Source organism: Oceanicaulis sp. MMSF_3324, from assembly GCF_030733545.1.
In the GTDB taxonomy this organism is placed as follows: domain Bacteria; phylum Pseudomonadota; class Alphaproteobacteria; order Caulobacterales; family Maricaulaceae; genus Oceanicaulis.
The window spans coordinates 45801-58652 of the sequence record NZ_JASHIU010000011.1 but is presented as its reverse complement, the minus strand read 5'-3'; the positions used below and the strand labels follow the sequence as shown (position 1 = coordinate 58652).

Sequence of the window (12852 nt, the reverse complement as noted above, 5' to 3'; positions counted from 1 at the left end):
GCCTCCCCTTACATTGCCAGCTTTTTCGGCCGGCTCGTGCGGAGCCAGATCGAAATCAGAAGACGTGAAAACACAAAAGCGGTGAACACCGATGTCATGATGCCCAGTCCAAGGGTCACGGCGAAGCCCCGCACCGGTCCGGCGCCCAGCATGTACAGCACGGAGGCGGCGATCAATGTGGTGATATTGGCGTCGAGAATGGCGGACAACGCCCGCGAATACCCCGCCTCGAAAGCGGTGGTGACCGTTCGTCCTAGCCTGTATTCCTCCCTCACCCTTTCAAAGATGAGCACGTTGGCGTCCACCGCCATGCCGATGGTGAGCACGATGCCCGCAATGCCCGGCAGTGTCAGCGTGGCCTGAAGCCCCGAAAGCGCGCCCAGCAAAAGCAGGATGTTCGCCAGCAGGGCCAGAGTCGAAACAATGCCGAAGAAGCCGTAGGCCAACGCCATGAAAACGATGACAAGGCCAAAGCCGATCAGAACCGCGGTCTCGCCCCGCGCGACAGAGTCTGCGCCCAGGGAGGCCGTCACCGTGCGTTGCTCGACTGGCGTCAGCCGCGCCGGCAGAGCGCCGGCGTTGAGCATGTTGGACAGATCGGTCGCGGTCTCGATGGTGAAACCGCCTTCAATGATGCCGGAACCGCCGGTGATGGGGCTCCGGATCACGGGCGCGGAGATGATGGTGTCATCGAGCACGATGGCGAAACGACGTCCACGGTTCTGAGTGGTGGCGTCCGCGAAAGCCCGCGCGCCGGTCGTATTGAACCGGAAGCTGACGGCGGGCTGACCATTCTGGTCAAAGGCCTGACCCGCATTGACCAGTTGCTCGCCTGTCACCAGCGGCCGGCGCTGAACGGCCAGATAGGGTTCGTTCGAACGCTCCGAAGGCAGGATCATCACACCCGGCGGGGTACGGCCGGTGCCGTCCGGATTCACGTTCACGCCTTCTTCCACCATGTGGAAGGTCAGGCGGGCCGTGGTGCCGACAAGGTCGATGATCCGTTGCGGATTGTTTTCACCGGGCACCTGAACCAGAACGCGGTCATCGCCCTGACGGGCGATATTGGGCTCGGTGGTGCCGGTGGCGTCGACCCGGCGACGGATCACCTCGATGGATTGCGTCACCGTGCGTTGGCGAATGGAATCAAGCGCTGCATCGGTAATGCCCAGGCGGATGGTGCGATCATCGTCACCCTGAGTGATCGACAGCGTCTGGTTCATGCCCTGCTGGCCGGTCGCGGTCGTGATCGGCTCATTGAGCTCCTCAAGGCGCTCCATCGCCTGGTCCATGTCTTCCGGCCGAGACAGGCGGACAATGACCTGTCCTTCGACAACCGCCGGAGAGCCTGAAATCAGGATGGGCGGGTTTTCACGCAGCGCGCTGCGGGCGTCATCCTGCAGGTTTTCCAGACGCTCCTGGCGCACCTCGTCCATATCCACCTGGAACACCAGATGAGACCCGCCTCGCAGGTCCAGACCCAGATTGATCGTCTGGTGCGGCAGGACCGTGAACACGCCTTTCGGTTGCCCATTGGCGTCCAGTCGAACGCTTTCGGGCACGAAGTTCGGCAGTGTGAAAAGCAGGCCAATCAGGATGACGAGGGTGACAACCGTCGTCTTCCAGGGAGCGAAATACAGCATGGGGCACTCAAGCGTCCGGCGGCGCCGGGCCCGTAACCCGACGCCGGAATGTCAGTCAGGCCTTAGTCAGCAGACTTGGCGTCGGCAGCGTCATTGGCCGGCTCGGTGCGGGTGCGCACTTCCATGATGGTGTGCTTGAGCACTTTCACCCGGACGCCTTCGGCCAGTTCCACGGTGGCTTCATTGTCAGCCACGCGGGTCACCTTGCCCAGCATGCCGCCAGAGGTGACGACTTCGTCGCCCTTGCGCAGGCCTTCCACCATTTCACGATGGGCCTTGGCTTTTTGCTGCTGCGGCCGGATCAGCAGGAAGTAAAAGACCACGAAGATCAGGATGAACGGGGCGAACTGCATGATCATGTAGCCCAGCCCGCCCTGGCTGCCAGAAGCGGCGGCGGTGGCGAGGAAGACAGAGTCGGTCGCAGAAAACATGGCGGCTCCGATAAGAACGAGCGATTAGGGTTGCCGGAATATATCGGGGTGCGCGCCGCATGCAACAAGGCCCGACGGTACGTGCTCACCGGATTTGCTCAGAAAGCCCCTTAACGGGACGGCAGAACCTGCATGGGATCGACCGGGCTGACGCCGCGCCGCACCTCAAAATGAAGCGCTGTGCGGGTTTCAGAGCCAGAAGCTCCGGCGTCAGCGATATGTTGTCCCGCCGTAACGCGATCGCCCACATTCACGCGCAAAACCGAATTGAGGCCATACGCCGTGACCCAGTTGTTCTCGTGACGAACCAGCACCAGCTCGCCATAGCCCTGAAGCTCATTCCCGGCATAAACGACCTCGCCATCCGCAGCAGCGCGAACCGGATCGCCCAGACGGGCGGCGATGCGGATGCCGTCAATGCGCGCGCCCTCCGCTCCGCCATAAGCGGTGATGATCTGCCCCTGAAGCGGCCATTGAAAGCTGGGCGCATTCGCAGCCGACGCCCGGGGCGGGGGGCTGGCGCGCCGTGCCGGCGCTGAGGGCTGTGCGCTTGCGCTGGTCTGTTGCGGCTGCGCCTGAAGCACCGCAGTCCGAGCCGTGCCGCGCACGGACAGATCCTGTCCGGGGTAGATGGTGTAGGGCTGGCGCAAACCGTTGAGCTGGGCGAGCTCATGCGTGCTCATCCCGTGTGCAAGCGCAATGCGGTACAGATTGTCGCCCCGTCGCACCGTGTATGTGGACGGCCCCGGCAGTCGCAGGGTTTGTCCCCGGCGAAGGGTGTAGGGCTGTTGAAGGCTGTTTTCGGCAGCGATCTCCGACAGCGCCACGCCGCATCGTTGGGCGATCGCATAAAGCGTATCGCCTGATTGCACCGTGACGGTGCGGCCGCAGCTGGCCGGATTGTGAGAAGAGCCCGACGCGCCACGCTCTATAGGCGCGGGTGCGCGCACAGGCGCAGCACAAGCGGACACCGCCGCCGCGACGCTTAGTCCCAGCAAAATTGTGCGCAGTGTGGGGCGCATGCACCCTGCCCTAACGTGTTTCACGAAAGGGCAGGATGCCGGATGAGCGTTAACCGTGTGTTGACTTTAGCTGGCGTCTGTCGGCGACGGGGTCAATTCCTCAAACTCGCCAATGCCGCAGCTGCCCACAGTCGAGTTGGTGTTCCGGTCGATCACACGCACGATCTCGCCGCGGCACAGCTGAGAACCGGTGACATTGTAGCTGATGTAGTTGAAGGGCCGCGTGGCGGCGCTGCACCCTCGGCTCACACGTGTCAGGTAGGTGTCGCGCGTCGTCGTCGTGACGACCCAGGCGGTTTCGCTGGCGGTGTCAATTTGATCAATCGAGCGCAGCGAGAGGCAGGTGCGACTTTCACCGGTCAGCTCATACCCTTCAGGCATGAACATGTCTTCCGACTGAGCCGTCGCGCAAGCACCCATCACGAGCGAAGCGCCCAAGGCGCCGATAGCTGCGTATTTCATACCAAGCTCCTTCCAATCCAGACGAGCCCGGGGCCCGTCACGTCTCCCCCCATGCAAAGAGGTTAACATGGCGACCGACAAAAGAAGAGAGTGATATTTATTCGCGCTATAACGCGCGGGCTTCGCCCGGAACCAGCGGCACGAAGCGCACGTCAAACAAAGCGGTTTCGCTGATCTCGCCCGCTTCCGAGCAGTCATAGCGCATCAGGGTCTGAACCGAGCCGTTCTGAACCGGCGCCACGCAAATGCCGCCCGGTTTGAGCTGTTCCAGCAGCGTGTCGGGACGCTCAGCCGCCGCAGCCGTCACGATGATCCGATCAAACGGCGCCTGCTCGGGCCAGCCCACCGAGCCATCCCCGATGCGCGGCACGATGTTGGAGAGCCTCAGCTCGTGAAAGCGCGCCTCGGCTTCCTTGGCGAGGGTGCGGTAGCGCTCGACGGTGTAAACCCGTCGCGACAAGCGCGCGAGCACAGCGGCCTGATAGCCCGACCCGGTACCGATCTCGAGCACCTTGCACCGGTCATTGAGCTTCAGCGCTTCGGTCATCGCCGCCACCACAAAGGGCTGGGAGATGGTCTGACCGCAATCGATCGGCAAAGGCCGGTTCTCAAACGCCTGGTCGGAAAACCCCTGCGGCACGAACAGCTCACGCGGCGTGCGCTCGATCGCCATCAGGACCTGCTTGTCCGAGACGCCCGCCCGTCGCAGCGCCATCACAAGCTGGATCATGCGGGTGTCGGGCATGCCGGTCATGGATCGAGCGTGTCTCCCAATGCGTCTTTCAATCGCGTGCGGGCTTCATAATGGGTCAGGTCGAGATGCAGCGGCGTCACCGATATCCGCCCTTCATACACCGCGCGCAGATCGGTACCCACGGCCGGGTCGGACAGCTTGCCGTTAAAGCCCAGCCAGTAATAGTCGCGGCCACGCAGATCCGTGCGGGCATCCGCCCTGAGCACCACCTGGTCGCGCAGGCCCTGAGCCGTCACTTCAAAACCCGACACCTGATCGGGCGCCCGGTCAGGGAAGTTCACATTGAGCAGCGTGTTCTGGCTCCAGGGCGTGTCCAGCAACGCCTTGAGCACCCGCGGACCATGTTCGCGCGCGGTTTCCCAGCGAATCTTGGCGCGGCCTTCAAACCCGTAAGCCTGCGACAGCGCCACAGACCGCACGCCCATCTGCACGCCGTGCATGGCGGCGGCGACGGTGCCGGACATGGTCACGTCCTCGGCGATGTTCTGGCCTGAATTCACGCCCGAGAGAAGCAAATCCGGCTGCGCATCCTTCATCAGGATATCCATCGCCATGTGCACGCAATCGGTGGGCGTGCCGGACACGGAAAAGCGCTTCTCGTCATACTCCTGAACGCGCAGGGGCGCGTTCAGCGTCAACGCCCGGCCCATGCCGGACTGCTCTTCCGCCGGCGCCACGGTCCAGACATCATCGGACAGGGTGCGCGCGATCTCTTCGAGCACTTTGAGGCCCGGCGCATGGATGCCGTCATCATTGACCAGGAGAATGCGCGGCTGGCTCATGGCTGGATCGCCTCGATACCGCCCATGTATGGCCGCAGGGCTTCGGGAATATGGACCGATCCGTCCGCCTGCTGGTGGTTTTCAAGAAGGGCGACCAGCGCCCGGCCGACCGCCAGGCCCGACCCGTTCAGCGTGTGCAGGAAGTCGGGCTTCTTTTCGCCTTCCTTGCGATAGCGGGCGTTCATGCGACGCGCCTGGAAATCGCCGCAGGTCGAGCACGAGCTGATCTCACGATAGGTGTCCTGGCTGGGCATCCAGACTTCCAGGTCATAGGTGCGGCGCGCCGCAAATCCCATATCGCCGGTACACAGCTTCATCACCCGATAGGGCAGCTCGAGGCGGCGCAGCACCTCTTCGGCGCATTGGGTCATACGCTCGAGCTCTTCCTCGGACTGCTCAGGCGTCGTTATCGAGACGAGCTCGACCTTGAGGAACTGGTGCATGCGGATCAGGCCGCGCGTGTCGCGCCCGGCCGAGCCGGCTTCAGACCGGAAGCACGGGGTCAGCGCCGTCATGCGGATCGGGAAGCTGTCCTCGGTATGGATCGAGTCGCGCACCAGATTGGTCAGCGGCACCTCGGCGGTCGGGATCAGCCAGCGGTCATCGGTGGTGCGGAACAGGTCTTCAGCAAATTTGGGCAGCTGGCCGGTGCCGAACAACGCCTCATCGCGCACCATGAGCGGCACAGAGGTTTCACGATAGCCATGTTCACTGGTCTGGATATCGAGCATGAACTGGCCCAGAGCGCGCTCAAGCCGCGCCAGCGGCCCCTGCAGCACCGCAAAGCGGGCGCCCGACAGTGCCGCGGCCCGTTCGAAATCAAGACCCAGACGTTCGCCCACGGTCACATGATCGGCGACCTCGAAATCAAACTGACGCGGTTCGCCCCAGCCGCGGACTTCCTCATTGTCGGTCTCGTCCGCGCCTTCGGGCACATCCTCGGCGGGCCGGTTCGGCAGAGCAGCGAGATGCTGGTTGAGGACTTCTTCGGCCGTGCGCGCCTCTTCGGTCAGGCGCTCCATTTCCGATTTCAGGTTCTCGACCTCGGCGCGCAGAGCGTTGAAGCGGTCTTCATCGCCCTGGGCCTTCGCCTTGCCAATCTCCTTGGACTTTGAGTTGCGCTCGGTCTCCACCTCTTGCAGACGCGTGGTGGCCTCGCGGCGGCGCGCGTCCAGATCAATCAGGCGCTGGGCTTGGGGCTCCAGGCCGCGCTGGGCCATGGCGGCGTCGAAAGCCGCCGGCTCGTCGCGGATCAGACGAATATCGTGCATGTCAAAACTCAAAGGTCGAACGGATGAAAGGAACCCGCGTGATACTCGCGCAGGCGCCCATCGTCCACACTTCAAATGGATGTGTTTGCGGCGCGCGCAGCGCCCGGACGGACGCTAGGCGTCCTCATCCTCGGGTTTGCGCTCCACCAGCTTCACCGCCAGGATCGACAGCGCGTAAAGCCCGAACATCGCCGCGCCCAGAAAGAGCTGGCTGATCGGGTCGGGCGGCGTGACGAAGGCGGCGAAAGCGGCGATGCCCACCAGCGCGAATTTCCAGAAGCGGATCAGATCGCCCGAGGTGATGATCCCAGCCTTGCCCAGCAGCGACAACAGCACCGGCAGCTGGAAGCTCACGCCAAAGGCCAGCGCCAGCGTGGTGACGAGATTGAGGTATTCCGACACCCGGGTCAGCAGCTGGATGCTGGCGCGTCCCTCCTGGCCGATCTGTTCCTGGCCCAGGGCAAAGCCCATCACGAAGGGCAGAATGACGTAATAGACAAACGCCATGCCCGCCGCGAACAGGATCGGCGAGGCCAGAAGGAAGGGCGCAAACGCTAGGCGTTCATTCTTGTAAAGGCCGGGGCGGACAAACGCCCAGACCTGATAGGCCAGCATGGGAAAGGCCAGCACGATCGCGCCGAACAGGGCGAGCTTGAGCTTGACGAAGAAAAACTCGAGCGGCGCGGTGAAGATCAGCTGCAAATCCAGCGCATCGCCACGCACCTGCCGAGCGGCGTCCTCGAACGGCACCAAGAGGACATTGTAGATCCATTCGGCGAAGACGAAGCAGATCACGAAACCGATGACGATGGCGCCCAGCGCCCAGATGAGCCGGTCGCGCAGCTCTTCCAGATGCGCCATCAGCGGCGCCCGCGAGGCTTCCACCTCGTCGTCATGCTCAAGTTCGGGGGTCGACATCACCCCTCTCCGGTCTTGCCGTCTGACCCGGACGACGTCTTGGCGTCCGGCGCCTCGGGATCCGGGGTCAGACCGTCGCCGGACTGCGGTTCAGGGTCGCTCATGGGTTTGGCGATGCGCGGATGCGGACGCTCTTCCATGTCGCGCTGCATGTCCTGATCGGCTTGCAGGAAGTCGCGCTCCATTTCCTTGATCGGATTATGGGATTTCAGATCGCTGATTTCCTTGCGCAACTCGGCGAGTTCGGCTTCGCGGCCCAGCTCGTCAAAGCTGCGCTGGAACTCACGCGCCGTGGCGCGGACCTGACCGATCATCTTGCCCACCCGGCGCACCATGAGCGGCAGGTCCTTGGGGCCCACCACCACCAGCGCCAGAATGACGAGGACGATCAGTTCCTGAAAACCAAAGGCCGGGTTCATGGCCTAGCCTCCGGTGCGCTCATCCTCACGGGCGGAGCTGCTGTCCTGAGAGGCGCCCTCATTGAGCGCGGCGGTGGATTGAGAGGTCGTGGACTTCTCATCCTCGCTGGTGTCACGCAGCCCCTTGCGGAACTCCGTCACGCCCTTGGCCAGATCGCCCATCAGTCCGGAAATCTTGCCGCGGCCGCCAAACAGCAGCACCAGCAACACGATGACGACCAGAATACCCGTCCAATGCGCACCCATGAGACGCTCTCCTTGCAAACGGTGTCTGAGGCCCTGTGCACAGGCGCTCAGCTTTCACTTCACTAGAGGATATCCGCGTGCGGGTCCAATAACCCGGTCAGCTCCGCCCCGACATTTTGAGTGAAACGATCTAGGCGTCCGGATCCTCGCCTTCCAGAAAGTCCATGTGGAACTGGGCGGCTTCATCCTCGCTGAACAGCTCCTCATCCGTGTCGGGAATGACCTGTCCCGGCGCGGGTATGGAGAAGTCCGGCGGCAAGCGGCTCGACAGAAGGCCCGCGGCCTTGAGATCGGACACGCCGGGAAGGTCGGACAGGTTGGCGAGGCCGAAATAGTCCATGAAGGCTTCGGTCACCCCATAGGTGACCGGGCGCCCTGGCGTGCGACGCCGCCCGCGCAAGCGAATCCATTTCATCTCGAGAAGCTGGTCGAGCGTGCCCTTGGACACGGCGACGCCCCGGATTTCCTCGATCTCCGCCCGGGTGACCGGCTGGTGATAGGCGATGATGGCCAGGGTTTCGAGCGCCGCCTGGGACAGCTTGCGCGGCTCCTCCCGCTCGGTGCGCAACAACCAGCTCAGATCCTCCGCCGTCTGGAACCGCCAGCGTCCGCCCACTTCGACCAGATTCACCCCGGCTTCGGCGTATTTCGCCTGAAGCGCGTTGAGGAGGCCGCGCACATCGCTGTCCTCGGGCAGGCGCGCGCGCAAGGTATCAAGATCCAGAGGCTCGGACGCGGCGAACAACAAGGCCTCGACAATGCGCAACAGGGCCGCGTCATTATCAATGGCGAGCCGGACGCCCGGCGGACCGTCATCTCCGGCCGGCATGGCCTGCGCCTGCTCGCGCAGCGCCTTGATGGCTTCAGAGATCGGGTCGTCGTCACGATCAGCCATGTTCGGCCCCCTCCCCGGTCTCGGTCAGGCCGGCCGCCTCGGCGACCCGGCGCATCCAGATCGGCGCATAGGTCTCGTCCTGTCGCAGGCGCACTTCGCCGTGCTTGGTGATCTCCAACGCCGCCAGAAGAGACGACGCCATAACCGAGTCCGCGCTCGGCGCATCATAGCCCAGCTCGTCCTCATCAGGCAGCAACTCATCAAGCCGGGCCCACCCCGTCAGCGTCCGGGTCACGCCGGACAGCCGGGTACGGGCCTGCTCAAGCCCATAAACATTCGGCGACTTGGGTTGGTAGGTGGCGAACGCCTCGCGCTCGCGCCGGGTCGCATAGGCCTTGAGCAGATCATAGAGCTCAGCCTCGTAAAGCGGCGTGCGAATGGAGCGCACGCCCTCCGGCGCACCGCGCACAAACACGTCCCGCCCCTTCAGCGCCCGCGCGAACAAGGCATCACCTGCTGCGCGCATGGCCTCGAGACGGCTCAGCCGGAACGCCAGCGCGGCGGCCATTTCTTCGGGCTCGGGCTCGTCATCGGCCGGACGCGGCTTGGGCAACAGCAAGCGCGATTTGAGATAGGTGAGCCAGGCCGCCATCACGAGATATTCGGCGGCGATATCAAGACGGTGCGTGCGGGCCTTGTCGATAAAGGCCAGATACTGGTCCGCCAGCTCGACCATGGAAATGACGGCGAGGTCCACCTTGTTCTTGCGCGCCAGCGCCAGCAGCAGGTGCAGCGGGCCTTCCCAACCGCCGATATCGAGGATCAGCGCTTCGGTCGCGCCAGCCTCCTTGGCGGCGGAGAAGTCGTCATCGCCCTCGAAACCGTCAAACAGGTCGGTCATGGCTTCAGCGGCACGCCTCCGTCTTCAAACAGATGCTTGAGCCGCGCCATGGCGTCCACAGCGTCAAAGACATTGGGTTTGTGCCGCGCGTCCAGAGCCTGCCCGGCCCGTTCTCGGGCCTGCCCCGACAGGTTCGGGGCGGCGTGGGCGACTTCCACCATCTCATCCATCTTGCCATTGCAGTGCATGAGAAGCTCGCACCCCGCCGCCAGGGCGCGCTCGCCCCGATGCCGCAAGGAGCCTTCCAGCGCCTGCATGGACAAGTCATCGGTCATCAAAAGCCCCTCAAACCCGATGGCGCCGCGAATAATCCCGTCGATCACGTCCCGGGACTGGGTCGCGGTATGGTCGCTGTCGATGGCGGCGTAGACCACATGCGCGGTCATGGCCATCAGCGCGCCCTTGATGCCCTTGAAGGCTTCAAAATCGCGGGTATGGAGCGTTTCGGCGTCGGTCGTGACGACCGGCAGCTCCAGATGACTGTCCGCCGCCGCGCGACCATGGCCGGGCAGGTGCTTGATCACGCCCAGCACGCCCTGATCCAGCAGGCCTTCAAGCGCCGCCGTGCTCATCCGGGCGACCGGTTCAGGTTCGGTGTGAAAGGCGCGATCACCGATCACATCATGGGCGCCCGGCACCGACAGGTCGGCGCAGGGCGCAAAGTCCACATCAATGCCGAGATCAATCAGTTCATGGCCCAGAAGCTGGTGGTTCAGCTTGACCGCTTCCAGCGCCAGCTCGGGTTCGCGATCATAGAGCTCGCCGAAAACACGCGCCGGCGGCGCGCCGCGCCAGTGCGGCGGACGCAAGCGCTGCACCCGGCCGCCTTCCTGGTCGATGAAAATGGGCGCTTCACGGCCGACCGCATCGCGCAAGGCGCCGGTCAGGCGGCGCACTTGCTTGGGCGTGTCCACATTGCGCGCAAACAGGATAAAGCCCCACGGATCTGAATCGCGGAAAAAGGCTTTCTCGTCCGGCGTCAGGGTCTCCCCTTCCAGCCCGTACAGCGCTGCACTCACGCTCATCGGCGCGCCACCAGACAGGCCTGGCCCCGTGCATCCAGTGAAGCGCAGAAATTCGCCGCCTCTTCACGGCTGGCGAAGGCGGCGACGCGCAGGCGATGGAAGACACCGCGATCGCCCAGATCAGCGCGCTGTATGTCGGGCGCCCGCCCCATGGCCAGATCCGAGAAGCGACTGGTGAACGCCACCCATCCCGCCTCTGCGTCCTCGCGAGAGCGGAAAGCGCCGATCTGGGCCACATAGGCGCCGTCTGCGCGCGAAGCGCTCTGGGTCTGGGCATCAGGCTGCGAAGGCGCCGGTTGGGTCGGCGTCGGGTCAGGGCGCGTCTGCTCGGCCGGCGCCGTCTGGCGCGCCACGGGTTCGGGTACAGGCTCGGGCCGGGCCGGCGCGGGTTCAGGAGCCTCAGGCGCCGGGTCATCAAGCTCATCGGCGCTAGCTGTCTCCACCTGAAGCGCCGGCAGTTCGGTGTCCGGGGACTCCGTATTCTGGACAACGGGCTCTTCGGAGACCGGGCGCGCCGGCGGGGTTTCCAGCTCGACTTCGCCTTCATCGCCCTCGCGTAATTCATACGCGGACAGATCCTGATCGGGCGCTTCATAGCCGCCCGGGTCTTCAGGGGCGACGCGATAGGGTTCCGCGTCAGCCGTAATCACGGGGTTCTCGCCGCGCTCGCGCACGCCCAGCTGGAAGGTGTTGTAAACGACCGCAACGAACAGCACGAAGACAACCGCGGATGCGCCCAGGAACAGCCAGCCGCGGCGGTCCTGCTCCTCTTCACGCGCATCATAGGTATCGTATTCGTCAGGCGGCGGGGCATACGCCCCGTAACGGGTGTCGTCGTCGGTCATGTCACGTCCCACACCGGAGAGCGTCGCCGTGATTCGGCGATCTATGGCAGACTAGACCATAGCAAGAGCGCTCAACGTGAGTCGCCCTGTGCAAAACGATTTTCCACAGCCTGACGCGGTTCAGCCCCAGCCTTCCACGTGGAAGAGCTTGCGGTGCTCCTCAATCGCGTACCGGTCCGTCATGCCCGCAATGTAGTCACAGACAACCCGCGCCGTGGCCTCCTCGCCCGGACCGCCCGCCTCGCGCTGAAGGTCGGTGGGCAAGAGCATGGGATCGGAGAGGAAGGCGGCGAACAGGTCGCGAACCACCATTTTCCCCTTTTCCTTCATGCGCTTGACCTTGTAGTGCAGATACATGTTCGCATAGAGGAAGCGACGCACGGCGGCGAGGCTTTCGGTCATGCCGTCCGAAAAGGCCACCATGGGCTGATCCAGCGCACGAATGGCGTCGGGACTGTCCGCACCGCTCTCCTTGAGCCGGCGGCGGGTCTCTTCAAGCACATCGGCCACCATGAGGCCGATCATTTCACGCACGGCCTCATGAATGAGGATGTTCTCGGATATATCGGGATAGCGGTCCCGACAGCGGCGAAAGACCTGACCCACGAGCGGCAGATCCATCAACTGCTCGATCTTCAGGATCCCCGAGCGCAGGCCGTCATCGATATCGTGATTGTTGTAGGCGATGTCGTCAGACAGGGCGGCGATCTGACCCTCCACCCCGGCATAGGTGTGAAGGTCGAGCGATTTCCAGCCCGGATAGGCGCGGAACCCCCAGGGCAGGACCTTGGGGTCATCGCCCGCATTCATCAGCGGCCCGTTATGCTTGACCACGCCTTCCAGCGTTTCCCAGGCGAGGTTGAGCCCTTCAAATTCGGGATAGCGGGTCTCGAGCTTGGTGACGACGCGCAGGGTCTGGGCGTTGTGATCAAAGCCGCCAAAATCAGCCATGGATTCAGACAGGGCGTCTTCCCCTGAATGACCAAACGGCGGGTGCCCCAGATCATGGGCCAGCGCGCTGGCTTCGGCGAGATCCTCATCCACCTGCAGCGCCCGCGCCAGGGTGCGCGCAATCTGGGACACTTCCAGCGAATGGGTCAGACGCGTGCGATAGGCGTCGCCTTCATGGGCCACGAAGACCTGGGTCTTTTCCTTCAGCCGCCGAAACGCGCTGGAATGGATGATGCGGTCGCGGTCACGCTGGAACGCGCTGCGCATGGCGCTTTCGGGCTGGGGATGATGACGGCCCCGGCTCTTTGCCGGATCGCAGGCATAAGGGGCGCGCATCTGGTCCATCT

General features: G+C 63.9%; 15 protein-coding genes. All 15 read right to left on the bottom strand.

The window, feature by feature from the left end; all coding sequences use genetic code 11:
• Positions 1-8: 8 nt before the first annotated feature.
• Positions 9-1643, bottom strand: coding sequence for a protein translocase subunit SecD (gene secD, locus RBA95_RS11510; protein ID WP_306017009.1), 1635 nt, complete (start codon positions 1641-1643; stop codon positions 9-11).
• Between the two features lie 62 nt (positions 1644-1705).
• Positions 1706-2074 (bottom strand): preprotein translocase subunit YajC, encoded by a 369-nt coding sequence (gene yajC / locus RBA95_RS11505; protein WP_306017008.1) that lies wholly within the window; start codon positions 2072-2074, stop codon positions 1706-1708.
• A gap of 110 nt (positions 2075-2184) precedes the next feature.
• On the bottom strand, positions 2185-3096 hold the full coding sequence (locus tag RBA95_RS11500) for a M23 family metallopeptidase (RefSeq protein ID WP_306017007.1): 912 nt from the start codon (positions 3094-3096) through the stop codon (positions 2185-2187).
• Positions 3097-3162: 66 nt separating this feature from the next.
• Positions 3163-3558 (bottom strand): hypothetical protein, encoded by a 396-nt coding sequence (locus tag RBA95_RS11495; protein ID WP_306017006.1) that lies wholly within the window; start codon positions 3556-3558, stop codon positions 3163-3165.
• A 106-nt stretch (positions 3559-3664) separates the two neighbouring features.
• A complete protein-coding gene (locus RBA95_RS11490; protein WP_306017005.1) occupies positions 3665-4312 on the bottom strand; it encodes a protein-L-isoaspartate(D-aspartate) O-methyltransferase in 648 nt (215 codons plus the stop codon).
• Positions 4309-5094: a 5'/3'-nucleotidase SurE gene (gene surE / locus RBA95_RS11485; protein ID WP_306017004.1), complete on the bottom strand. Its 786-nt coding sequence runs from the start codon at positions 5092-5094 to the stop codon at positions 4309-4311. The genes RBA95_RS11490 and surE overlap by 4 nt, the downstream gene beginning before the upstream one ends.
• The gene (gene serS / locus RBA95_RS11480) at positions 5091-6365 is read right to left on the bottom strand and encodes a serine--tRNA ligase (protein ID WP_306017003.1); all 1275 of its coding nucleotides are present in this window, start codon (positions 6363-6365) and stop codon (positions 5091-5093) included. The genes surE and serS overlap by 4 nt, the downstream gene beginning before the upstream one ends.
• A 114-nt stretch (positions 6366-6479) precedes the next feature.
• Positions 6480-7283: a twin-arginine translocase subunit TatC gene (gene tatC / locus RBA95_RS11475; protein WP_306017002.1), complete on the bottom strand. Its 804-nt coding sequence runs from the start codon at positions 7281-7283 to the stop codon at positions 6480-6482.
• On the bottom strand, positions 7283-7702 hold the full coding sequence (gene tatB, locus RBA95_RS11470) for a Sec-independent protein translocase protein TatB (RefSeq protein WP_306017001.1): 420 nt from the start codon (positions 7700-7702) through the stop codon (positions 7283-7285). The genes tatC and tatB overlap by 1 nt, the downstream gene beginning before the upstream one ends.
• A gap of 3 nt (positions 7703-7705) precedes the next feature.
• Complete coding sequence (locus RBA95_RS11465; protein WP_306017000.1) at positions 7706-7948, bottom strand: twin-arginine translocase TatA/TatE family subunit; 243 nt, start codon at positions 7946-7948, stop codon at positions 7706-7708.
• 130 nt (positions 7949-8078) lie between these two features.
• Positions 8079-8843, bottom strand: coding sequence for an SMC-Scp complex subunit ScpB (scpB, locus tag RBA95_RS11460; protein ID WP_306016999.1), 765 nt, complete (start codon positions 8841-8843; stop codon positions 8079-8081).
• A complete protein-coding gene (locus tag RBA95_RS11455; RefSeq protein WP_306016998.1) occupies positions 8836-9684 on the bottom strand; it encodes a ScpA family protein in 849 nt (282 codons plus the stop codon). Before RBA95_RS11455 ends, scpB begins: the two co-directional genes overlap by 8 nt.
• Positions 9681-10709 (bottom strand): beta-N-acetylhexosaminidase, encoded by a 1029-nt coding sequence (gene nagZ / locus RBA95_RS11450; RefSeq protein ID WP_306016997.1) that lies wholly within the window; start codon positions 10707-10709, stop codon positions 9681-9683. The genes RBA95_RS11455 and nagZ overlap by 4 nt, the downstream gene beginning before the upstream one ends.
• Positions 10706-11554 (bottom strand): SPOR domain-containing protein, encoded by an 849-nt coding sequence (locus RBA95_RS11445; RefSeq protein ID WP_306016996.1) that lies wholly within the window; start codon positions 11552-11554, stop codon positions 10706-10708. Before RBA95_RS11445 ends, nagZ begins: the two co-directional genes overlap by 4 nt.
• A gap of 120 nt (positions 11555-11674) precedes the next feature.
• The gene (locus RBA95_RS11440; RefSeq protein ID WP_306016995.1) at positions 11675-12850 is read right to left on the bottom strand and encodes a deoxyguanosinetriphosphate triphosphohydrolase; all 1176 of its coding nucleotides are present in this window, start codon (positions 12848-12850) and stop codon (positions 11675-11677) included.
• Between the last annotated feature and the right edge of the window lie 2 nt (positions 12851-12852).